This is a genomic window from Burkholderia sp. HAN2018 (assembly GCF_024704855.1).
GTDB classification, from domain to species: Bacteria; Pseudomonadota; Gammaproteobacteria; order Burkholderiales; family Burkholderiaceae; genus Burkholderia; species Burkholderia cepacia.
This window is the reverse complement of the sequence record NZ_QOBB01000027.1, coordinates 41524-63464: the sequence shown is the minus strand read 5'-3', so window position 1 is coordinate 63464 and position 21941 is coordinate 41524. Positions and strand designations below refer to the sequence as shown.

Annotated in this window: 26 protein-coding genes and 1 pseudogene; 18 read left to right on the top strand and 9 right to left on the bottom strand. The window is 60.0% G+C overall.

Features of this window, described 5'->3' with window-relative positions; genetic code table 11:
- Positions 1 to 95: 95 nt before the first annotated feature.
- Positions 96 to 569: a universal stress protein gene (locus tag DPV74_RS09485; protein ID WP_091925785.1), complete on the top strand. Its 474-nt coding sequence runs from the start codon at positions 96 to 98 to the stop codon at positions 567 to 569.
- 81 nt (positions 570 to 650) lie between these two features.
- Here the strand turns inward: DPV74_RS09485 and DPV74_RS09480 are convergent, their stop codons facing one another.
- On the bottom strand, positions 651 to 1142 hold the full coding sequence (locus DPV74_RS09480) for a CreA family protein (protein ID WP_091925838.1): 492 nt from the start codon (positions 1140 to 1142) through the stop codon (positions 651 to 653).
- A gap of 231 nt (positions 1143 to 1373) precedes the next feature.
- On the opposite strand from DPV74_RS09480, the gene DPV74_RS09475 reads away from it, so the two are divergent.
- The 6 genes and pseudogenes from DPV74_RS09475 (at position 1374) to DPV74_RS09450 (ending at position 4523) form a co-directional block, all read left to right on the top strand.
- Positions 1374 to 1850 (top strand): hypothetical protein, encoded by a 477-nt coding sequence (locus tag DPV74_RS09475; RefSeq protein ID WP_091925788.1) that lies wholly within the window; start codon positions 1374 to 1376, stop codon positions 1848 to 1850.
- A gap of 220 nt (positions 1851 to 2070) precedes the next feature.
- Positions 2071 to 2487, top strand: coding sequence for a DUF1924 domain-containing protein (locus DPV74_RS09470; RefSeq protein ID WP_111017229.1), 417 nt, complete (start codon positions 2071 to 2073; stop codon positions 2485 to 2487).
- A 12-nt stretch (positions 2488 to 2499) separates the two neighbouring features.
- The gene (locus DPV74_RS09465; RefSeq protein WP_091925794.1) at positions 2500 to 3021 is read left to right on the top strand and encodes a diheme cytochrome c; all 522 of its coding nucleotides are present in this window, start codon (positions 2500 to 2502) and stop codon (positions 3019 to 3021) included.
- Positions 2987 to 3724 carry a cytochrome b/b6 domain-containing protein gene (locus DPV74_RS09460; RefSeq protein WP_091925797.1) on the top strand — a complete coding sequence of 246 codons (738 nt, stop codon included), beginning with the start codon at positions 2987 to 2989 and terminating at the stop codon, positions 3722 to 3724. Before DPV74_RS09465 ends, DPV74_RS09460 begins: the two co-directional genes overlap by 35 nt.
- A gap of 24 nt (positions 3725 to 3748) precedes the next feature.
- A pseudogene (locus tag DPV74_RS09455) lies at positions 3749 to 4246 on the top strand (response regulator); the annotation flags it as partial.
- Between the two features lie 13 nt (positions 4247 to 4259).
- Positions 4260 to 4523: an ATP-binding protein gene (locus tag DPV74_RS09450; protein WP_373394967.1), complete on the top strand. Its 264-nt coding sequence runs from the start codon at positions 4260 to 4262 to the stop codon at positions 4521 to 4523.
- A 97-nt stretch (positions 4524 to 4620) separates the two neighbouring features.
- Here DPV74_RS09450 and DPV74_RS09445 read toward each other — a convergent pair whose 3' ends face one another.
- On the bottom strand, positions 4621 to 5013 hold the full coding sequence (locus tag DPV74_RS09445) for a hypothetical protein (protein WP_091925799.1): 393 nt from the start codon (positions 5011 to 5013) through the stop codon (positions 4621 to 4623).
- A gap of 211 nt (positions 5014 to 5224) precedes the next feature.
- Between DPV74_RS09445 and DPV74_RS09440 the strand changes: the two genes are divergently transcribed.
- Together DPV74_RS09440 and DPV74_RS09435 are read left to right on the top strand one after the other, a co-directional pair.
- Positions 5225 to 5572, top strand: a complete 348-nt coding sequence (locus DPV74_RS09440; RefSeq protein ID WP_091925802.1) for a carboxymuconolactone decarboxylase family protein — start codon at positions 5225 to 5227, stop codon at positions 5570 to 5572.
- 96 nt (positions 5573 to 5668) lie between these two features.
- Complete coding sequence (locus DPV74_RS09435) at positions 5669 to 6691, top strand: cation diffusion facilitator family transporter (RefSeq protein WP_308355534.1); 1023 nt, start codon at positions 5669 to 5671, stop codon at positions 6689 to 6691.
- On the opposite strand, the gene DPV74_RS09430 is transcribed toward DPV74_RS09435, so the two are convergent.
- A complete protein-coding gene (locus tag DPV74_RS09430) occupies positions 6657 to 7274 on the bottom strand; it encodes a hypothetical protein (RefSeq protein WP_091925804.1) in 618 nt (205 codons plus the stop codon). The genes DPV74_RS09435 and DPV74_RS09430 overlap by 35 nt on opposite strands.
- A 32-nt stretch (positions 7275 to 7306) precedes the next feature.
- Positions 7307 to 7504 carry a hypothetical protein gene (locus DPV74_RS09425; RefSeq protein ID WP_091925807.1) on the bottom strand — a complete coding sequence of 66 codons (198 nt, stop codon included), beginning with the start codon at positions 7502 to 7504 and terminating at the stop codon, positions 7307 to 7309.
- Here DPV74_RS09425 and DPV74_RS09420 point away from each other — a divergent pair.
- Positions 7503 to 9794 (top strand): heavy metal translocating P-type ATPase, encoded by a 2292-nt coding sequence (locus DPV74_RS09420; protein ID WP_119337066.1) that lies wholly within the window; start codon positions 7503 to 7505, stop codon positions 9792 to 9794. The two genes, DPV74_RS09425 and DPV74_RS09420, sit on opposite strands and share 2 nt — an antisense overlap.
- A 12-nt stretch (positions 9795 to 9806) precedes the next feature.
- Here the strand turns inward: DPV74_RS09420 and DPV74_RS09415 are convergent, their stop codons facing one another.
- Positions 9807 to 10757 carry a universal stress protein gene (locus DPV74_RS09415; RefSeq protein ID WP_119337055.1) on the bottom strand — a complete coding sequence of 317 codons (951 nt, stop codon included), beginning with the start codon at positions 10755 to 10757 and terminating at the stop codon, positions 9807 to 9809.
- Here DPV74_RS09415 and DPV74_RS09410 point away from each other — a divergent pair.
- Positions 10756 to 10968, top strand: a complete 213-nt coding sequence (locus DPV74_RS09410; protein ID WP_119337054.1) for a hypothetical protein — start codon at positions 10756 to 10758, stop codon at positions 10966 to 10968. The two genes, DPV74_RS09415 and DPV74_RS09410, sit on opposite strands and share 2 nt — an antisense overlap.
- A gap of 115 nt (positions 10969 to 11083) precedes the next feature.
- Entirely contained in the window at positions 11084 to 11560 is a 477-nt protein-coding gene (locus DPV74_RS09405; protein ID WP_162923001.1) for a hypothetical protein, read from the top strand.
- Between the two features lie 52 nt (positions 11561 to 11612).
- On the opposite strand, the gene DPV74_RS09400 is transcribed toward DPV74_RS09405, so the two are convergent.
- The 3 genes from DPV74_RS09400 to DPV74_RS09390 form a co-directional block, all read right to left on the bottom strand.
- Entirely contained in the window at positions 11613 to 12038 is a 426-nt protein-coding gene (locus DPV74_RS09400; RefSeq protein ID WP_091925813.1) for an NUDIX hydrolase, read from the bottom strand.
- Positions 12039 to 12242: 204 nt separating this feature from the next.
- Positions 12243 to 12809, bottom strand: a complete 567-nt coding sequence (locus tag DPV74_RS09395) for a cytochrome b (protein WP_091925816.1) — start codon at positions 12807 to 12809, stop codon at positions 12243 to 12245.
- A 43-nt stretch (positions 12810 to 12852) separates the two neighbouring features.
- Entirely contained in the window at positions 12853 to 13227 is a 375-nt protein-coding gene (locus tag DPV74_RS09390; RefSeq protein WP_091925819.1) for a cytochrome b562, read from the bottom strand.
- A 163-nt stretch (positions 13228 to 13390) separates the two neighbouring features.
- On the opposite strand from DPV74_RS09390, the gene DPV74_RS09385 reads away from it, so the two are divergent.
- Both DPV74_RS09385 and DPV74_RS09380 read left to right on the top strand, forming a co-directional pair.
- Positions 13391 to 14053: a response regulator transcription factor gene (locus tag DPV74_RS09385; RefSeq protein WP_091925822.1), complete on the top strand. Its 663-nt coding sequence runs from the start codon at positions 13391 to 13393 to the stop codon at positions 14051 to 14053.
- On the top strand, positions 14053 to 15402 hold the full coding sequence (locus DPV74_RS09380; RefSeq protein ID WP_091925825.1) for an ATP-binding protein: 1350 nt from the start codon (positions 14053 to 14055) through the stop codon (positions 15400 to 15402). Before DPV74_RS09385 ends, DPV74_RS09380 begins: the two co-directional genes overlap by 1 nt.
- 113 nt (positions 15403 to 15515) lie before the next feature.
- On the opposite strand, the gene DPV74_RS09375 is transcribed toward DPV74_RS09380, so the two are convergent.
- A protein-coding gene (locus DPV74_RS09375) for an IS5 family transposase (protein ID WP_119337052.1) occupies positions 15516 to 16333 on the bottom strand; the annotation gives its coding sequence in 2 pieces (ribosomal slippage) (positions 15516 to 15985 and positions 15985 to 16333; 819 coding nt in all).
- Between the two features lie 957 nt (positions 16334 to 17290).
- On the opposite strand from DPV74_RS09375, the gene DPV74_RS09370 reads away from it, so the two are divergent.
- The 4 genes from DPV74_RS09370 to DPV74_RS09355 all read left to right on the top strand — a co-directional run bounded on the left by DPV74_RS09370 (position 17291) and on the right by DPV74_RS09355 (position 21845).
- Positions 17291 to 18562, top strand: coding sequence for a nucleotidyltransferase (locus tag DPV74_RS09370; protein WP_111017224.1), 1272 nt, complete (start codon positions 17291 to 17293; stop codon positions 18560 to 18562).
- Between the two features lie 551 nt (positions 18563 to 19113).
- On the top strand, positions 19114 to 19977 hold the full coding sequence (locus DPV74_RS09365) for a nucleotidyltransferase (protein WP_162631657.1): 864 nt from the start codon (positions 19114 to 19116) through the stop codon (positions 19975 to 19977).
- On the top strand, positions 19970 to 20737 hold the full coding sequence (locus tag DPV74_RS09360) for a hypothetical protein (protein WP_162923000.1): 768 nt from the start codon (positions 19970 to 19972) through the stop codon (positions 20735 to 20737). The genes DPV74_RS09365 and DPV74_RS09360 overlap by 8 nt, the downstream gene beginning before the upstream one ends.
- A gap of 331 nt (positions 20738 to 21068) precedes the next feature.
- Complete coding sequence (locus DPV74_RS09355; protein WP_119337051.1) at positions 21069 to 21845, top strand: nucleotidyltransferase; 777 nt, start codon at positions 21069 to 21071, stop codon at positions 21843 to 21845.
- The last annotated feature ends 96 nt before the right edge of the window (positions 21846 to 21941 follow it).

Here is a 21941-nt window from a genome sequence, read left to right as displayed (position 1 = left end):
TTCAAACCGTTGACCTGGCGCAACACAAGGGCCCGGCGAGCGTCGATGATGAGGATGGGCGCAGCGAGCGGGTTCAGTCATTGAGCGAGGTTTGCATGTACACGAAAATCATGATCGCCATGGATGGCAGCCCGTCATCGAAACAGGCGCTTGTCGAAGGTATCAAGCTGGCCAGATTGTGCGGCGCCAGCCTCTTCGTCGTGTTCGTCGTCGACAGATCCACCCTGTTCGCATATGGCGGGCGCGTGGAGCCTGACGAATTACTCAATGAGATCCGGCACTATGGCGAGTCGGTGTTGCGAGATGCCGTTCAGGCGATTTCGAACGCAGCGTTACGCGGCGACAGGGAAATCATCGAGACTGAGGCCGGTCAGGATGTCCCGGAGCGCCTTCAGCGCTACGTTGTGGACAACTCAATTGATCTGGTCGTGATCGGGACGCACGGGCGACACGGTGTGCGGCGACTCTTTCTCGGCAGTGTCGCGGAACGCTTCCTGCGCGGATCGACTTGTCCGGTCCTGCTCGTGCGCGGTAACGATGTTGCACGCGCCACCTCTGCGACAGCTTAACGCCACCACGGACAGTGTGCGTTGATGGCTTGCGATGATTGTGCAAGCTGTCGGACGACTCGCCGCGGACCGGCGCTCGATTCACTTGCCTGCCGCATCCTGATTTCCGAAAATTGCGGGCAACCGGACGACGTCCACGTGTCCGGGCAGATCGCCCGCCAGATCACTCTTGGCGAACGAGAAATACAACACAACGAGACGCCGAATATCCAGAATCCGAATTATGTGTATCGATCTGAAAACCGGATCGATCGATTCGTCAAACACCTGCGCCTGTTGCGGCACGCGTGCCGTGGTCGAGAGCGGTCCGACTTGATGGCAAGAGACCGACGTTGCCGTGCCTCCGGTATTTCGGTCATGGAGATTGCGTCGATCACGATTCGAGACCGGTCCGGAAATGAAACACGTCACACCCTTGAGTAGCGGGTCGTCGTACGCGGAAATGCCGATGTGGGTGCCGTAACGCTGCGAATGCGCAGGTATCCGCGCTAGCTCTTCGGCGTTCGAACTGTAGGCGGTAAGGAGCGCGAGAGAAACTGAGGCAATATACGCGCTTGCTCGGGTATGAATCATCATCGGAATCCGTAGCACTACGTTGGCTTCGGGACGCGAAGTCGATTGATAACCAGACTAGATTCCGTGTCGAATGATCGATTGATTTGAGTCAAGATCGAAGTGCCTAACAGCGGGATCCTGACCACGAGTTCAACGAGATTCGCACACGGCGCCTCGACAGTCGCGTTACACGCGGAATATCCGGTCGGAAATCGATCTGAAAGACGTCATGCGCGGGCGGAGAGAATCATGCCGACCAGAATCATCGGCGCGCTGTGCGCGTCAATTTGTCTTCTTGCGACGGTAACAGGTACTTATGCCGATACTTCTTTGACACCGGTTGAGCACGGCGGGGTTACATACGTAACGGGTGGCATCGGTGCAGACGAAGTAGGTGCGTTCCGCGAGGCGGCTTCCCGCTATAACCTGAGGATGACGTTCGCGTCGAAAACAGGCGAGTATTTGTCCGACGTGGATGTCAGCATCCTGGAAGGTATGCGGCATGTTCTCACCGTACAAACGACGGGCCCGTTCCTGTACGTGCGCTTGCCGGCGGGTCGCTACACGGTGTCGGCACGCGATCGTCATATTCATGAGACGAAACAGGTACGGGTGGATTCTCATCGAGGCGTCGATATCCGGTTTTACTGGGAAGACCCTGATCGACACGACGTCATGCGCCTATGCTCTGGCTGCGCAAAGGCGAGCCGGCAGATGCCGCGATGATGCCGGTCGATCTGTATGACTGGCCCGTTCTCCTCAGGTGTTTGGCGAGCTGAAAATCGTTTGTATCAGCGCGTCGCTACAGCAGGCTTTTCCGGGATTCTCCGAGCGGTCGATTCGATTGCGCAGTTGTGTGACATCGTTCCGGCTGACGCACGCCGGGACGTTAAGAATGCGGTAAGGAATCCGCCCGAACATGAACGCATCGCCCAGGAGAATCACGATGCGGATATCCCGTTCCATTGGCGCGCTTTGTTATCCATGCGTTTCTGTATCGATGCTGCTTGCAGCCGTCGCGTGTGCCTACGCCGAAACGTCTGCCCGGTTGCTGGACGGCTATACGGCTAAGGCAGGCTCAAGCGCCGTGCCGTCGCGAGGGCAGCAGTTCTTCACGTCCCGACACGGGCGCGACTGGGGTTGCGCGACCTGTCATGGAAGTACGCCGACCGGCCAAGGCAGGCACGTGGTCACCAGCAAGACCATCGAGCCGCTTGCTCCTGCCTTCAATCCGGCACGGTTCACGGACAAGGCGCGGACCGAAAAATGGTTCCGCAGAAACTGCAAGGACGTCGTCGGGCGTGAATGTTCGGCAATCGAAAAGGCTGACGTCCTGAGCTGGCTCATGAGCCTGAAACCCTGATGGCGAACAATCATGAACGACGTTGACACGACAACCTCCTTGCGCGGAATTGCTCCCGTCCGATATGTGCGCGCAAGCGTGCTCGCGCTGCTGCTGATGTCGCTGCTGCCGCGCGCGGCGCTGGCCGAAGACGACATGCGGGGCGTCGTGATTCCGTTGCTCCCCAAGTACAAGCAGGAGTGCGCGACCTGCCATGTCGCCTATCCGCCCGAGGCGCTGCCCGCCGAGTCGTGGCGCCGCATTCTGAACGGTCTCGATCACCACTTCGGCACCGATGCAACGCTGGATCCGACGAGCATCGGGCAACTGGAAAGCTGGCTGACGGCACACGCGGCAACGGGCGCCGCGGCTCGCCGTCCGCCGGAAGACCGGGTTACCCGGTCGGCGTGGTTCGTCGCCTCGCACGACGAGGTTCCCGCGTCCGTGTGGCGCAGCCCCGCAGTGAAGCGGCTGTCGAATTGCGCCGCATGTCATACGCAAGCAGACAAAGGAAATTTCGATGAACGATTCGTCCGCATCCCGGGCTCACGGTGAAACGACGCGCTCGCGTCCTGCCCGGATACTGGTCTGGGACGCGCCGCTTCGTGCGTTCCACTGGTTGACGGTGGTTGCCTTCGCCGGCGCGTGGCTGACCGCCGAGAGCGAGCGCTGGCGACTGATGCACGTCGCGTTCGGATACACGATGCTGGCGCTCGTCGCGTTTCGCGTCGTATGGGGCGTGGTCGGCCCGCGTCATGCGCGGTTCTCGTCGTTCGTACGTTCCACGGCGGCCGTTTTCCGCTACGTGCTGAGCCTTGCGAAAGGGAGGCCGGAGCACCACGTCGGCCACAATCCGGCGGGCGCGGTCGCGATCGTCGCCATGCTGGCGATGACGGTCGTCACCGGGGTCACCGGCTGGGCGGCCTACACCGGAAACGGCGAATCGTTCGGTGATCTTCATGAAGGCGCAGCGAACGTGATGCTCGCGCTCGTTGCGGTGCATCTCGCCGCCGTGCTCGTCAGCAGCGTCGTGCATCGGGAGAATCTGACCGGGTCGATGGTGACCGGCTACAAGCGCGGTGCGCCGCTCGACGGCATCCGGTGTGCCTGGTGGGGGATTGCCGTCGTCATGACAGCGGCGGTGATCGGCTGGTGGTGGGCGCAATGGCATGCGGCGCCGCAGCCCCTTCAAGCGGACCGGCCCGTCGCGACGGACGCCGGCCGCCCTGCGAATGCGATGGGCCGGGATGACGACTGACGGCCACCGGCGGAGTGCCTGATCGTGCGTATCCTGCTCGTGGAAGACGATGTCCTGCTCGGAGACGGGATTCGCGCCGGATTGCGCCAGCAAGGGTTCCAGGTCGACTGGGTGCATGACGGCGACGCGGCCCAGCGCGAGCTGCGCGCGCGTGTTCATGCCGCGGCCGTCCTCGATCTCGGGCTGTCGCTCATGGATGGGATCGATGTCCTGCAACATATTCGTCGCAGCGGTATTGCGTTGCCGATCCTGACCGCACGCGACGCCGTACCGGACCTAATAAAGGCCCCTGACATAGGGGCGGACGATTACGTATCAAGCCCGTGGACCTATACGAGCTCGGTGCGCGTCTGAGGGGCTCTGGTGCAGCGGTCCCACGGCCGCCCGACAGAGCAACTCCACGCGCAGGACGTTGAGCTGGAGCCCGCGTCGCGAACTGCACGCCGCGCTGGCGAGGCCGTCTCGCTGTCCATGCGCGAGTTCGACCTGTTGCACATCCTGATGCTGAATGCCGGCCGGGTGAGACCATCGAACCATGCGTCGGGTCGAGAATAATGGCCCGGGCATGGGCAACGACGATCTGTACCGACTGGGTGAGCGATTCTTTCGGCCTGCGGGAACCGGGCCAAGTGGCAGCGGCCTTGGGTGGTCGATCGTGCGGAGAATCGCGGCGGCGCATGACGCCGATATTCAGGTTGACCGATCAACCGTACTTGGCGGGCTACGCGTGACAGTGTCGTGGCCAGCGCCTGGCGAACCCAATTCGGCTACGCGTTTGGCCCGTCATGCGCATGACTGAGAAGACAGGTCAATTTGGCCGCATGGCGGGTGTGCGCAAGAACGGCCGGAGGCGAATGGTTCGACGCGCTCGTTGCCGGATGTGCCGAACCGCGCGATCACTGCCCGGCAGCGCCGCTCGCGGGGCCGCTGGGCCAGCCATGCATGTAGCCGGGCCCCATGCCCATCCCCATTCCTTGCCCGCGATGCATGCCGCGCATGGGGGGCGCGTCGGGGAGCTTGATTCCGCGCGCTTTCGCACGCTTCTGCATCTCGGCATGATGTTCGGCGCGGATTTTCTCGCGCTCCGCATCCGACGCTGCCGCGAGCATTCGCGTACGGTACTCGGTCCGTTCGGCCGTCGTCATCAGTTGACTGCCATAAATCATGCCTCCCGACTCGACAGCGGGGCCACGAGCAGGCTGGCGAGGCTGGGCGTCCGCAAGGCCGGCCATCACTGCAATCGCGACGCCGATCAGGAACGAAACGGTGAACCTGTTTGCTCTGGACATGATGGTCTCCAGGTCGTTTGCATGAGTCCAACGGTACGCAGAACGGGCGGGGGGGCCTTTGTCGCAGATCAAGTCTTGCCGAGCGTCCGTCAATACCATGGAATACATGCCCGAGATCACGCCGTTGTCAGACGCGCGGTGCATCATTGCCCGTCGCAGAAGCGAAGCGTCGTGAGCCGTCCAGATTCTCTCGCTTCGGAGTGGCCCAGCCATGTCGAACTCGTTGCGTTACCGTGAAAGAACCGCCGAAGTCGCCGAGCAGATGCGCAAGCTTCGGCAGTCACAGCCAGAACTCCTGTCCGCCTTCGGCGCGTTGGGCGCGGCCGCTACCAAAGATGGCGCACTGACGAAAAAGACCCGCGAACTCGTCGCACTGGGCATCGCGATCTCGTGCCGCTGCGACGACTGCATCGGCTTCCATATGCAATCGCTGATCAAGCTGAAGGCGACGCGTGAGGAGGTCGAGGAGGTTGCTGGTGTCGCCGTCTACATGGGGGGCGGTCCGTCGATGATGTATGCGGCACATGCGCTGGTGGCGTTCGACGAGCTTTCGACGTAAATGCCGGCGACCGTCGCTACCAGAGACGCGCGCATGGGCCTTCGTGTCCGCTTGCGACTATCCGACTTTGGTCAACCTTGGAACGTGACCGGAGTCATGATGTCACAGCAATCTAACCTTGTTTCGGAAGCCGTCGCGGAAGCGACGCCTGCAATGGCCACCGCGGCCACGCGAAGTACCTGGGTGAGCGTTGCGGTCAACCTTGCACTGAGCATTGGACAAGTGGCGGTCGGCATCCTGTCCCGATCACAGGGCCTCGTGGCGGACGGGATTCACTCATTGTCCGACCTCGTCGCGGATTTCGTCGTGCTGCTGGCCGGTCACCATAGCCGCAAGCCCGTCGACGAAATGCACCCTTATGGCCATCAGCGCTTCGAAACCGGTGCGTCGATCGCACTCGCGGCAATCCTGCTGGTGGTGGGGGGCGGGATGCTGTGGTCCGCGATCCAGAAGCTCGAGCATCCGGAGACGATCGCGCGCGTCCATGTCACGGCGCTATGGGTGGCGATCCTTGCGCTCGTCGCGAAGGAGAGTCTGTTCCGTTACATGCTAGCGGTCGCAACGCGGGTGAAGTCGAGCATGCTGGTCGCAAATGCATGGCACGCGCGTTCCGATGCCGCATCTTCGCTGGTGGTTGCGTGCGGCATCGTCGGCAACCTGTTCGGCTACCCGCTGCTCGATCCCGTCGCCGCGCTGATCGTCGGCGGGATGATTGTGAAAATGGGCGCCACGTTCGGCTGGGACGCATTGCATGATCTGATGGACCGGGCGGCCGACGCTGAAGAAGTGCAGGCGATCCGGGCAACGCTGGTTGCGACACGGGGCGTGCTCGACGTGCATGACCTGCGCACGCGCAAGACCGGCGATTTGATCCTCGTGGACGTGCATCTCGACATCGACGCCGATCTCACTGTCGCGCAAGGGCACGACATCGCGGTGGACGCGCGTGCGCGCGTGATGAAGCATCACCGTGTCCTGAATGTCATGACCCACGTCGATCCACGGAGCCGCGAGAGCCTCCCCGCGGTCGCATCCGGGATCGGCTGGCCGATGCACCCGATCGAAAGATCGCGTGCGCCGTGTGTCAATCGGAGCCGCGCGGATGATGGCCGCGTCTGAACGTCAGCCGGCGTTCGTTGACGAGCGCACGCCAATCGAGCTTCATCAACGCGAAGACGAGGCCGAGCAGGACCAGTTGCGTGACGACGAAGTAGCCGCCGAGATACGTGCCTTCGAGTTCCGATTCCACGTCCAGCCGGGTCGATGCAAAGCGACCGAGATGTGCCCAGATCGCATAGGTCGTTGCACGGCCGATAAAGAATGCCACCGCGATGATTCTGAGTGGCAACCCGGAAAGCCCGTATGCAATGAAGAGGTAGTTCGACGGCAGCGGGCTCAAGGCATAGAAGAAGAACGCGCCGGCGGTGAGCGTCCGATGCTGTCGCAGCCAGCGCGTGGCGACGTCGATATTTTCGCGGTCGGATTCCCGCATCCAGCGGGAGCGGACGAGCGATCTCGCGAAGGTTGCCAGAATGACACGGCCGGTCGTCGCCGCGCCGGCCGCCACAACGGCAAAGATGAACGGATTGCCGTCGGGCAGGTTGAACCCGACCCATGACATCGCCATCCATGTGGGTGGGGCGAACGCCGGCATGAGATTCAGCAGAAGAATCAGCACGAAGAGTACAGCCAGCGTCAGCACGATATCGACTCCAGGCCATCCGGTGTCACGGCTCAATTTTGCTGAGGAAAGGGGCCGATGGCTTGACTCACGTCAAGCAACGCGGCGTGCCGGTCGTTCACGGGAGGCACGCCGTCCTGACCCATGTCAATGCTCAAAGCGCGGCGCTTCTTAGACTGATGCCACGCCGTCCGCAACCGAAACCGGATGCGGCGAACACCACCATGCACGGCGATCGGAGCAATGGCCATGTCCCGAGTCCCCTGGTCGATCGATCTCGTGTTGCTGATTCTGGCGGCCGCCACGCTCGCCGGCGGCGGCGTATGCGTGGCGTTCGGCCAGCCGTCGCTCGCACGATTCGCCTGGCTGCTGGGGACGTTGCCGGTCCTGCTCGCGTTGACGGTCTCGCTGGTCAAGGCCGTGATGAGGCGGCAGGCCGGCATTGACGTGCTCGCGTGGCTCGCGATCGCGCTGGCGGTCGTGCTCGACGAGACGCTTGCGGCGGCGGTGATTGCGTTGATGCTGGCGAGCGGACGGACGCTGGAGCGGTATGCGCAGGATCGCGCGCAACGCGAGATGAGCGCACTGCTCGGCCGCGCCCCCCGGCAGGCAACCCGTTTCGAGAACGGGGAATGGCGCTCGGTTGCGCCGGACACCCTAGTCCCCGGCGACAGGCTGCTGGTGCGGAGCGGCGAGTTCGTGCCCGTCGACGGCACATTGACCGGCGACGCGGAACTGGACGAGTCCATGCTGACGGGCGAATCGTCCACCCTGCGACGCCGTTCCGGGGAAAACGCATGCAGCGGCGTGGTCAACGCAGGCGCCCCGTTCGAAATGATTGCCCGCACGACGGCGAGCGACAGCACGTTTGCCGGCATCGTCCGTATGGTCGAGCGTGCGCAACGCGAGCGCAGCCCGTCCGTGCGTCTCGCGGATCGCTACGCCGCATTCTTCGTGCTCGCATCGCTGCTCGCCGCGGGAATCGCATGGCTGTTGACCGGCGACGTCACACGTGCGCTTGCCGTGCTCGTCGTGGCCTCGCCGTGTCCATTGATCCTCGCCGTGCCGGTCGCCATCGTATCCGGCATGTCGCGTTGTTCGAAACGCGGCATTCTGGTCAAAGGCGGGGGTGCGCTGGAGCGTCTTGCACAAGCGACAACTCTGTTCTTCGACAAGACCGGAACGTTGACGGGAGGACGGGCACGCATCGTTGCGATCGAGTGCGGCGCGGACGTCGCAGCGGACGATGTGTTGCGTTTCGCTGCGTCGTTGGCCCAAGCGTCGGGCCACGTCATCTCGGACGCGCTGACGGTCGCGGCGCACGAACGTTGCATCGACCTGTCGCTGCCGTCGGCCGTCATCGAAACGGCCGGCGAAGGCGTGACGGGCCGGGTCGACAACAGGACCGTTGCGATCGGCAAGTTCGAATACGTGTCAGCATTCGCGACGAATGCGCCGTGGAGCGGCGCATTCCTGGCACGCGTCGTCAGCGAGGGCGGGGCTGCCGTATTCGTCGGCGTGGATGGCGTCATGATCGGCGCGATTCAAATGGCCGACCAGGTGCGGCTGGAAACACCGCGGGCATTGCGGCTGCTCAAGCGCGAAGGCGTCGAGCGCCTCGTCATGCTGACCGGCGACCGGCGCGATATTGCCCAGGCCGTCGGTGAACTGCTGGGTGTCACCGACGTGCGTGCCGAGCAGACGCCCACGGACAAGCTCGTCGCGATTCAGGCCGCGCGCAAGGAGGGCGTGACGATCATGGTCGGCGACGGCGTGAACGACGCGCCGGCGCTGGCTGCAGCCGACGTCGGCATCGCGATGGGTGCGCGGGGAGCGGCCGCGTCATCCGAAGCCGCCGACGTGGTCTTGCTGGTCGATCGGCTGGATCGACTCGTGGACGCGATACGTATCGCGCGTCGATCGCGCCGGATCGCGCTCGAGAGCGTGGTGATCGGCATGTCGTTGTCGGTCGTCGCGATGACGATTGCGGCGGCGGGATTCCTGCCGCCGATTGCCGGCGCGGTGATTCAGGAAGTCGTCGACGTCGTCGTCATCGTCAATGCGCTGCGCGTGTTGATGATGCGCCCGAGGCCGACGGGCGCCGGGTTGGCGGATATCGACGTCGAGCAACTCAGGCGCGAGCACACGGCATTGTCACCGTTGCTGGACCAGATCAGGGATCTCGCGGATCGTCTGCCGGGACTATCTGGGGCCGCCATCGCCAGCGAGCTGGTCCACATGATCGATTCGCTCGACGAACGGCTGCTGCCGCACGAACGGGCTGACGATCTGGAGGTCTATGCGCGTCTTGCGCCGCTGCTCGGCGGTGAAGATCCGCTGGCGGCGATGAGCGGCGCACACCGAGAGATCTTCAGGATGGTCCGATCGCTCAGGCAGATGGTCGCCGACCTGCCGCGCGACGGAACGAACACCATGCAGGTTCAGGCGATACAACGCCTGCTGTACGGGCTGGAGGCGATCGTGCGCCTGCATTGCGCCCAGGAGGAGGAGCTGTTCCACGCCGTGGGTGCGGATGCGTGACGACGAAGCGCGTCACGCACGCGACGCATGGACGAGCAGGACCGGCGTCTTCGTGATGCGCGCCACGCGCCCGGCCACGCTGCCGACGAGCCAGCCCGTGACGCCTCGCCGCCCGTGAGTGCCCATGACGATCATGTCCGCATTCCATTCGAGTGCGTCGCGCACGATCAGATGGGAAACGTCCCCGCCGGTTCGATCTGCGTGAATGAGTTGCGACTGCGCATGTCTGGCCGTGCGTTCGAGTATGGCCGTGGCACCCTGGAGCACATGATTTCCTTCGCCGATCAATGCTTCTTCCAGTGCCCCGCCAAGGACGAAGTCGCCCAGCATTGGGGGGGGATCAACCACGTATATCGCACGGAATTCGGTGTCGGCCCGCGAGAATGTCAACCCTGTCCGCAATGCGTCGAGTGCAATCTCGCTTCCGTCGACGGCGAACAGCATCCGCCGTGGCAGATGCTCGGCAACCGACGCGAAACCTTCCGGAACAATGAGCAGCGGGCATCCGATGAGTTTGCCGAGCGGGCCGGAAACCGTCCCTTCGACCCATCCGAGCAAGCCATGATGCTGACGTGCGCCGACGATCAGGAGTTCGGCCTGCCAGGTTTGCGCGCTGTCGGCCAGTGCATTCACGACATCCCCGCCTCGTGTGGCGAGGTCGATGACTTCCGTGTCGATGACGAGATCGTCGCGATCCATTGCGGCTTTGGCGCGCGACACCGCATCAGATGCATCCCTGAGCAACTCGACGCGCGCGGATTCGAGGAACGCCATGGTTTTCGATCCGAGCGGGACGAGCGTTCTCGGATTATCCGCAACGCTGATGATGTGCACCGCCGCATTCGATGGGAGGAACGCTTTGGCATACGCGAGTGCATGCACGGATGCGGTCGAACCGTCGACGGCGACCAGCACCCGCCGCAGAGCGGGGACGGCCTGGACGGGTGAAGTGGTGGTGCTCATGAATGTCCCCCAGTGGCAACCGACGATCTCGTACACGGCAATTTTTCGCGCGGTCAGCATTTACCTGGTTGACCTTCGTCAACTACGTTCCCTTCTCGATGCCGGGCGAGAAGGCGGCTCGATCGCGATATGCCAGTTCCAGTTCGTCGACCAACAGGAGACGTTCGTTCGCAGGCCGCTCGATCGCATGGCCGCCGCCGCGTTGACATGAGTCAAACGGGGGACGGCCGGACGGCAGCAGCATTCAAGCGAGGCTGCGACGTTCGGGAAAGGCTTGGCGTCTGCACAACCGCAATGCGTTCCGCTACCTGAAGGGAGAAATGATCATGCGAAAGCTGGCAATGTTGATCGTGCTTGCGCAGATGTTGTTCGCCGCAACGACGAGTGTGGCGGCCGCCGACTCGTCCAGCCGGAGCGTGACGACGCACGGCCTGACCGTTCACTTCGGCATCGTGCCAGCAGAGAAGGCACCGCGCGTGCCGGAAGAGGGGAGTGCTCCAGGAGATACTAAAGCCGCACAGAATCTGGCCAGCTATCACCTCGTGGTTGCACTGTTCGACGCCAGGACCGGCGCGCGTATCGACAACGCGATGGTCATCGCCAGGATGACCGCACCGGCATCGAAGGCCAGGCCGAAGATTCAGGTCAAGCGTTTGCCGGTGTTGAAGGTCAACGGCATGGCGACGTACGGCAACTACTTCGATATGCCGTGGGCGGGCCAGTATCACATCGATCTGTCGGTAAGACGCCGAGACAGTGCCGACACGGTTCACGTTCGACTGAATTACGAGCACACATCCTGAATACGTTTGGTGAACTGCTATCGCACGAATTCGTCTGGTGATGAATTCCGGGTTAAATGCCGCTTGCAAGCGAATCGGTCGCGTTCGCGCAAGAATGGTAATAGAGACGTTCGACAATCTTTGGCGTGGGCGTGCTGGTTGGAAGTGACTGGACGTCGACATACCGGAACCACTGACACAAATTGATTTCTTTGCTAGGCCGCGGATCGGATTGAGTGGGAACGTCGGTGACGAAGACATGATGAAGCTTCGACGACCCAACGAACTGAAAAGCGTAGGTCAGCTTCAACCCGATCAAGCCGGTTTCTTCCTCGAGTTCACGACTCGCCGCCTCCGCAGGGGATTCGTCTGACTTGATAATGCCGCCCGGCAGCGTCCATCGTGATGCAGTTCGTGCTACCAGCAATACGCTTTCCTGGGAGCGACAAATAATGGTGGCACGTTCCGTGATGCCAGCGGAGTTCAATCGGGGACGCATTAAGTCGGGTAGCGTTGACCAGTATGAATGTAAGGGTGGCCGCCGAGCGTATCTCAGGTCTTGGGAAGATTTCGCGTGAATGGCTCACCTTTTGCAAAACAAGCGGAAATATCGACACTGCCGCATGCATTTGCGCAATGCATGTGCGAATGATGTCGCTTGCTACGACGTGCGTGAGCATCCGCTGACCGTTGTGTATGTCGCTCAGTTGCGGTCACCAGAAGAAAGCGTGTGTCGCGCGGCGCGCGTGGGCAAGGGCAGAATGCGCGACAACACGTTCTCGGACTTGAAAAGCTTGTGTGCGAGCGCGCCTAGCACGTGCAAGCCAACCAGTGCAGCCAGGCCGTAAGCCGTCAGCGCGTGCAGTTCTCCCAACCAGTGCGACAGTTCGTGGCTTTTGGGTACCAGCGTCGGCAGCGAGACGAGTCCGAAGCAACTGGCGGTGTGTCCAGCCGCATTTGTCTTCATCCACCCGAGCACGGGAATGGCGAGCATCAGCACATAGAGCAATCCGTGGACGCAGCGTTCTGCAAGATGATTCAGTGTGCCGGCCGGATTGACCGACGGCGGCAGCTGGCGACGCATGCGCAGGCGATTCACGATGCGAACCGCCACGAGTACGAGAATGGCGACGCCGATCGACTTGTGCAGGCCGACGAGGTCCTCGTTGTCGTCCAGCAGCAAGCCGATGATCAGGTTGCCGATCAGCGCGGCGGCCAGCAGCCAGTGCAGCAGGCTGATCGACAGCGGATAACGGGTAGCGGTGTTCATGACGGGAATGCCTGTTGAGTGTCGAAAGCGTGCCAGGCCCAGGTTAGCCGAGCAGGTCGTGATAGTGTTTTTTCGAACCGTTGATTCGCCGCAACGCTTGCTTTGCGTCCGGTAGATCATTTGCTTCGATGGCCCGGTCGACGACGGTCAGTTCATCGCGTAACGTGCGCATGCCTTCATCGTAGGTCGGCTGGTCATTGCGATAGTGCTGGCGGCTCGCCTGTTGCACATCGCTTTCTAGCCGGGTCACGTAGCCGGACATTTCCGGAATCGTCCGACTGTTCATCGCACCCTGCATCGCATGCTTCATGTCCCGCATCAGCGTCTTGATTTCGCCGGCGTGGGCGGGGGCGGCTGCCACGGAAAGCAGCACGCCCAGCGTTGCGCAGAAACGGAGTCTGAATGACAGGCTGTTCATGGTTGTCGGCTCGATTGCGTATGTTGATGACCGCGACCTTATGGCGCCGACGTTAACGGATTCTTAAGGGCCTGATTTTTCCCGCCCCGCTTGATGCGGGCCCGCGCCTGCGGTTATCGTGCGGCAATGGACGTCATGTCCGGACCAACAGGAATGCAACGTCATGCGGGTGTTACTCGTGGAAGACAATAAGCTGATCGGAAGCGGGGTGGAGGACGGCCTAATTGAGGCCGGCATGGCGGTTGACTGGGCGCACGATGGCAGGCATGCGCAACTCGCGCTCGAAACCACGCCGTACGACCTCGTCGTGCTCGATCTTGGCCTGCCGCGCATGTCCGGAACCGAACTGCTCAAGTGGATTCGCAAGCGCCGCGACCATACGCCGGTGCTGGTGATGACGGCCCGCGACACGGTGGCTGACCGTGTGAGCGGCTTGAGTGCGGGCGCCGACGACTACCTCGGCAAGCCGTTCGACCTGACCGAGCTGATTGCCCGCTGCTGTGCGCTCGTACGGCGCTCGCAGGGCCGCGGCACAGACACAATCGAATACGGCGACTTGTCGGTCGATCCCGCGCTGATGACGGCCACGCGCGGCACCGACCGGATCGCACTGACGTCGCGAGAATGCGCGTTGCTGGTCGAGTTGCTGGCGAACCAGGGCCGTCCGCTCTCTCGCGCACAGCTCCAGGATTGCCTCTATGGCTGGAATGAAGAGATCGAAAGCAACGCGATCGAAGTACACGTGTCGAATCTGCGCAAGAAGCTAGGCGCCGACCTGATCCGGACGATTCGTGGCGTCGGGTACGTGGTGGAGAAGGAATCGTGATGCGTTCGATCCGACAACGGCTCACCTTGCTCGTACTGTCGGGTGTCGTGGTGATCTGGGCTTACTCGCTGGTGTCGAGCTACCGTCAGGCAATTCACGAAGCGGAGGAGTGGGACGAGACCCGCATCCAGCAGATCGCCCGGGCGTTCGCCGCGCTCAATGCTTCCGATCTCCCGGCCTTTGCGGACATCGCGCTCGGTTCGTCAGAAGACGACGATGGCGACGACGATGCCTCGCCGCGGATGCTGTATCAGGTCAGCGACGCCGGCGGACGAATCCTGGCCGCGAGTCCCGGGCTGGCCTCGCTCGATCTGCCGGTGTTGCCGGCTGCGGCATCGAGCCCGATCCGACTTGGCAATCCGAAGTGGCACGCCTACGTGCTGACCGATGCCGCGCGTGGCCGTACGGTGCGCATCTTTGAGCAACGTACGCGTCGTTCGGATCTGTCCGCCGAGGTCGCGCGTCGCGTCGCACGGCCGCTCGCATTCGCGTTGCCCGTGCTGGCAGTACTGATCTGGCTGGCCATTGGCCGCAGCCTGACGCCGCTGCGCACGTTGTCTGAAGCGATCGACGCACGTTCGCCCGGCAGCCTCGACGCCATCGGCACGATCGGCATTCCCGACGAAGTGCGGCCGTTGGTCGCCGCGCTCAACACGTTGTTGCAGCGTTTGCGTGACTCGATCGATCGCGAACGCGCGTTCACCAGCGACGCAGCGCACGAGCTCAAGACCCCGCTCGCCGCGCTCAAGGTCCAGGCGCAGGTTGCCCTCACGGCACGCGATCCGGATCGGCAGCGACGCGCGATGCAACGGGTCGTCGAGGGCGTTGACCGCAGCACGCATCTGGCGGACCAGTTGCTCGCCCTGGCGCGACTCGACGAGACCGTGCAGTTGCCCAGCGAGGACGTCGATCTCGCGCGCGTGGTGCAGACCTGCCTTGACGACTACCAGACGCGTGCAGACCACAAGCGGATGTCGCTGATATCCGTCGTCGACGGTCCGGTCGTCGCCCATGCACCGCCGACGTTGGTCCGCGTATTGCTCGATAACCTCGTCGAGAATGCGATCAAGTACGGTTGTGAACAGGGCACCGTCGAAATCGCATCGTGGCAGGGTGCCGGCTCGGTTAGCCTTCAGGTGCGGGACGACGGCCCTGGCGTCCCGGATGAAGATCTGTGCCGACTGCAGGATCGCTTCTTTCGCGGCGCGGACCACGATGAAAGCGGCAGCGGCTTGGGCCTGTCCATCGTCGCGCGCATCGTGGCAAAACTGGGCGGGAGCCTGAGATATACCGGCGGGTTGAACGGCGGAGGGTTCGGCGTTCGTGTCACGTTACCTGTGTCGGCTTGACCTGAGTTTGCCGTCACTCGGCGTGGACGATCGAAAGTTGATTCGCGCCATCCGCGCTATCTCCCATGTATTAGATTCGCATGCGACGTTCAAGGCATCCCTTAGAGGCCAGTTCAAAAAGGCTGCTCGATACGCCTGAGGATGTTCCAACAGACAAGCGAGCAACCGAGTTTGAGGAATGCTTCGTGAATGTCAGAGCGTCGCTCGAAGCGAGTACGTAGGCGACGGAAATTGTGGAGCCAGGAGTGCGTGCGTTCGACCACCCAACGATACTGGCCAAGTCCGCTACCGTGTTCGGCGCGGCGCTTTGCGATCATCGGCTGGATGCCGCGATTGCGCAGGGCTTGGCGATGCCGCTCGGAGTCGTAGCCGCGATCGGCGTAAACCACGCGAGGCCGTTGAATCGGGTGGCCGCGCAGGCCGCGAATCGGCGGAATCGCGTCGATCAGCGGCAGCAACTGCGTCACATCGTTGACGTTCGCGGCAGTCAGGATCGCGGCCAGAGGTGTGCCGTTGGCGTCGGTGACGATGTGGTGCTTGGAGCCAGGTCGCGCGCGATCCGTGGCGTTCGGGCCAGTTTTTGGCCCGCCCCAACAGCCCGTACCGATGATGAGTCGACGGCCGCACGTGAGAAATCGATCTGGTCGGCCGCCCGCAATTTGGCGAGCAATAGTTCGTGGAGGCGATCCCACACGCCGACTTCGTGCCAGTCGCGAAGTCGGCGCCAACAGGTCGCCCCCGAACCGAAGCCGAGCTGGGTTGGCAGATGGTTCCATCGAATACCGGTCTTGAGCACGAACAGGATGCCGTTCAATGCTGCCCGGTCCGGAACCGGAAACCGCCCTGGATTCTTCGAGCGTCGCGGTTTCGGCGGCGGGAGCAATGATTCGATGAGTACCAACAATTCGTCATCAACGATCGGCGCTTGCATTCCTCATGATCCGGTTGCTCAGATGCTTGAGGTTAACAGCTCGCCGGTGAAGTTAACAGCCCCTCGAGGGCCTTTTTGAACTGGCCTCTTAAGTAAAAACTCAATATATTCGGATTTCGAATTAATTTTACATAATTAACACTGGCGTATTTTTTAATGTCATACCCGGATTCATATGCCGTACCGTCTGGAGCGCACCAGCAGTACCGGAATGGACGCCGGGAAGCCCTCCACGTTGATCCGTTCACATTGAAATCCAGCACGAATGAGCTGAAATCGAACACTTCGCGGTGATCGCCGCGAACGGCGGAAGGGAAAATATGTCCGGCCGGACAGCAATTCAACGGCCTTCTAGCCGTCGATACACGGGCTGAGCGGCTCCATCAAGCTGTTGCATCGACCGGTTGAATTCGCAGCCATGAGGCACCGGTCGCCTATGCCGGCACCCAAGCGCTTATATATCTTGACGGTTACTGCAAATCAGGTGCAGCTCTTGTCGCTGCTGCCGCTTCGTCGCCTGCTGCTTTGGATGCGATAGCTGCCCAATCATGCTGCTATCTTTGCGTGCCGGGAATGTCTTGTGACGGACCACTTGCCCGGTGCCATTTTGGTCAGCCTGACGGACATCGTCAGCGGCCTCCTTTTCACTCTGCTTCCGGGTTACTAGCCTCGCTGACGCTTAGCCCCTGTTCCGCAAAGGAATTGGATTTTTGTTCGCCCGGAGAGACAAAGATCAATCTGGAAATGGAGGCTTCCGGTGCTGCTCCGAACAAGAAAATACGCGCTACCATGCGCAAACGATTGCGTGTTGTTTTGTTACAAAAAAGTCTGATGCTCGTGTTTGGTTGGATTGGTGTCACGTAAAAATGGCACTACACTTGGGGTGAATCAGCCTAGTCGACACTATATCTAGTATTTCGTTTGGGTGCCGGCTCTTTTTAAGCAAATGGGGAAAAGATGGCCGAACCTACTGCAATTCCCGATCCGTTGACGGCGCGATTTCGCCGCCCCTCGACGTCTGATCTGTCCCGTCGCTTTTTCTTTCTGGTTGATGCGATCGCACGTGATCATGAGCCCACCGCCACCCAGCTTGAGCGATTGGCGTCTTCTTATGAGGGTACCGCCGACTTCCTCGCGAATCGGAAGGAATTTGCCGACCTGCTCATCAAAATCCATCCGCATGGTTCTCGACAGCTCGGCACTATGGTGCGTCCGCTGCGAACCTCGACCGATGGTTTCGACGTCGATCTGATCGCGTTGCTGAGTTCGGAGGCTCGTGGTCACTACATGACGCACGGCGGCGCTGCTGCACTCATCAACGACTTTTACTGGGCCTTAAAAGGATATGCCGACTACCATGGCCTGAGTATTCGGCGGTGGGAGCGGTGTGTCACGTTGGGATACGCGGACGGCATGAGCGCAGATATCGCACCGGTGATTGAGGCGCCGCTTTTGTCGGCACCGTTTGGCGAAACTCATGCACTGATCCCGGATCGTGCGGTGATGACGTTCGAATCGACGAATCCGCTGGGATATGCCAAACATTTCGATCGAGCCGCAGCGGTTTCGCCAGTTTTCCGCGAGCGCATCGTGGTCGCGAAAGCAATGGACGCCGCCGATCGCGCTGAGGTTGTGCCGTTGGCAGATGCCGATGAAGTGTTCAATCGCCTGCTTTGTCGCTTTGTGCAACTGCTCAAGCTGCACCGGAACAGCAAATTCTCGGTCAGCGAAGCGCTAAAGAAGCTTGCCCCGACCTCGGTCTTCGTCACGACCTTGGCGGCGTTGGCCTATGCTCGGCTTGCGCCGATTCAGCACGATAGTCCGCTGGACCTGCTCGCCGATATGGTTAAGTTGATGCCGAGTTTGGTTCATCGAACCATGTTGCCGAGTGGTTTGGAGGAATGGAATTTGCCGAATCCGTCGGCCCCTAAGGACAACTTGGCGAGTGCCATGAACGAGGAAGGCAGGCAAGAGGCGTTCGAAGGTTGGATTGGCGTTCTGGCGCGCGATCTTGGCAAGCTGCAAGAGGCGGTCGAACACAACTTGGGCAACGATGTGCTGATCAGCATCGTCGAGGGCGCGTTCGGCGCGCGGTCTGCGAGCACGTTGAAAGTGGAGCTGTCGAATACGCGCGAGAGCAATCGCGCTGCTAGTCGGGTTGCTCTGGTGACGTCGACGGCCGCGACGAGGACGTTGCCGGCGCGCGCTCACAATTTCCATGGTGATTGATGCGACCAGGACAGGTGATTATCCCGACGCTTCCCCAGAGGCAACTGGAGCTTGAGCGGCTTGCGTTGCCGGGAGCGGTCGCCAGAATTTTTTCCGGGCGAGAATTGAGATACAGCTTTTCGGTTGCGCCGGGCGATTTTTCACGACTCTATCAGTGTTTGCTGAAGGTTCGGAAGGGGTATGTTGCGCCGGACGTCTTCGTGTTGCATCCGGATTTGTCGATCTTGGCTTCGGGGCGACGGTTACCCCACACCTATCGACACAAAGGTCACGGTACCCATCTATGTCTGTTTTCGCCGCAGTACCGCGAATGGGCGCCTCAGATGGACTTGGTCGGATCTCAACTTGCGTGGACGGTAGAGTGGCTTGGATATTTCGAAGATTGGCTGCTGACAGGGGAGTGGAGCGGCGGAGGTACCCATCCGGATAGAACTACGCACTCTCGACAAATATGCGCGCGCTTATCGATCGATCGCGAGTGGCGTATGCGGGCGGCATCGAGTGGGCGGTCATAGCGGAAATGTGTGTGATCAGACCAAGATGGGGAAAGCGTGGCATACACGGTTGACAGTGCGTTTTTGGAGTTCTATCAGAGAATCAATCTTTCTGGTGATTTCCGTGCATTGGCAGCGATTCGACGAAACCACATTGTCGGATTGCTTGGAAATCGGTTTGATGTGATTGATGGCTTCGCGGGCGGATCGATTCCAAAATTCACGTCTTTAAAAACGGCGGATCTTGACATATTCGTTGTGCTCCACTTCGGAAAACACTGCTGCAACAAGCCGCCGTCACAGGTTCTTCTTGCGGTTCGTCAGGCATTGAATGCAAAACCTAGCGTTCGGCGAAACGGTCAGGCGGTTACGCTGAAATATAGCTCGTTTCCTGATGTCGACGTGGTGCCGGTATTCTTTACCAGCCATGATGGGGTGAGATACGATGAGGCTTTGTTCCTAAATGTTCCGGATATGAACACCGAAACATGGATAAGATCTCGTCCAAAGGATCACGTTGGTGCCATCGATACGCAGGCAGCGGTTTGTGGGCCAAATTTTAGAAAGGTTATAAAAATTCTAAAGCATTGGAACTCTCTTCACGGGAACCTGCTTCGTAATTATCATATTGAGTGCGTAGCACTGCAGCAACTTACGTCTGTCGACGTTGCGGCGCTGCCACAGGCGGTGTTTGTTTTCTTTCGCGTGCTGGCGAGTGCTGTTCTGGGGCCGTATTCTTACGATGGCGATCAAGTCGATAACTATCTCGCTGTAGGGGAACGGTTGACTCTATACAGAAAGCTTGTGCAGGCTCGGGATGCTGCCAATACCGCTTGGTTTATGGGCATGTTGGGGGCTGGCGAGCAAGCAATAAATCAATGGCGTGGTATTTTTGGAAATCAATTTCCATCGTATGGCTAACGTAAATAGGCATGATCCCATTCGGGAGCGATATTATAGTCCTCTGGAAGCGGCGGAGTTTTGGGGGAATGTGATATTTATTGTGGCGACTGGAATTTCGGTTTTTCTCGTCACGGTAAGTCGAGAGAGTAGTGTGAAGCTATACAATTTTCTTCAGTTGGCACTCGTAGTTTTGGCATTTGTCAGTTTTGCGATTGGTGTGGTTGCAAGGCTTTATTTGTTTCCTCGGGCGACACAGGCGCGAGCAGCAGATCAGCTTTCGAATAGCTTCGGGGTGCCGCTGGCCCAGCATGCAACCAAGGGGTATTACAATAATCCTCTACCTAATGGGCATAGTAGATTGGCGGCAACTACGCTTGAGAATTGTTTCTTTAGTATGGAAATTGCGAAGGAGATGTGTCTTTGGACGCGAATCCAGGCTTTGCTGGCAATTATCGTTTTTATTTTTATGCTCCGAGAGGAAGATTTGGCTTTCGCGGCGATTGCAGCGGCCACCATCTTTGGTGAGCAGATCGTCGTTCGTTGTATTCGACTTGAGTATTTCAGATCTCGATGCGAATCGGTCTATGAGCGGCTTTATTCTCTATTTTTGAATAAGCCTGAAGAGATGATTTTTAACGCATCCGCGGTGGAGCAATTTAGCGTGTACGAGTCGACGAAGGCTGTTGCGGCGATTACTCTTTCCAGTCGAATCTTCAAAAAGAAGAACGATGATTTGACGAATGAATGGGATGAGAGGCGGCGGGCTCTGAATATTTAATGTTTCAAGGTGCGTTGCCGTGCATAAGGACAGCGAACAGTGCGATGATCAGAGTGACAACAGACGCAGCTTCCGTTGGCGGGGTGGTCGTCTCCGAGCGGGCCTCACTCAAGAGCGACGTCGCCTCCAGTGGTGTGGATAATGCTCGCGACCTGAGAGGCAAGATTGTGCCATCCCTGCGCACGAAGTTCCTTAGCTAGCGGGGTTAAACCGCTATCTCAGGGCGACGAACAGAGCAGCTGATGTGTCGAGCACTTCCGCAGGTGAGACGGCGCCAAGCAGTTAAATCGACCACACATCGGCGTAAGGCCTTTATATCGAGGTTTCTTAGATGTCAGTGCTGAGCTTTTTGAACGACACCGCCAGCAAGGCCGTGCTTTCGCCGAGAGAGCTATCATCAATTTCTACTTCTATTTCGACTCTGAAGTCCAGGCTGGCCACTCATTTTGAGGGCGAGGTAATCAAGAAGCATTTTTGCTTCGGCTCTTCGACGCGAGGGACAATCTTGCCACGGTCAATGGATAGAAAATCTGACATTGACTACATGGTTGTCTTCGGTGATGGTGGATTTCTTCCGCAGACTTACTTGAACCGTTTGAAAATTTTCGTCGAAGACAATTACCGTACCTCTGAAATTTTCCAGTCTTCTCCGACGATTGTTCTCGAGCTCAACCATATCAAGTTCGATCTGGTGCCTGCGACGCTGAGTTGGCTCGGCGGGCTGCGTATCCCGCATGGGCCTGGTCACTGGCAGAGTACCTATCCCAACGACTTCAACCGTACTCTTGAGACCCGGAACAAGGATCATTGTTCGTTGATCAAACCTACAATCCGATTGTTCAAGTATTGGAATGCCACTAGTGGGTATCCTTTCCCGTCGTTTTCTATGGAGAAATGGGTGTGTCAGCAGGGTTTCTGGTGGAGAACTGGTCTAAAGGATTACTTCTTTTCCGTCATTGACAGTCTGAGCACAAGTTCGTCACAGCCGAAATGGGTTAATGACGAAATCAAGCGTGCGAAGAAGATCGTTGCTAACACGAAGTATTACGAGCTGGGCGCAATGGGGCAGGAAGCCGAAACCGAAATCAGAAGGCTCTTTCGGCTGTAGACGCTTCCGTGAGTAAGGCGGGCATCGAGCGGGATTCTTGCGCGAGGTAAGCGCATCTGTGCAGGCTAGACAGGGCAGTGGGTTCCGCCGGCGGGG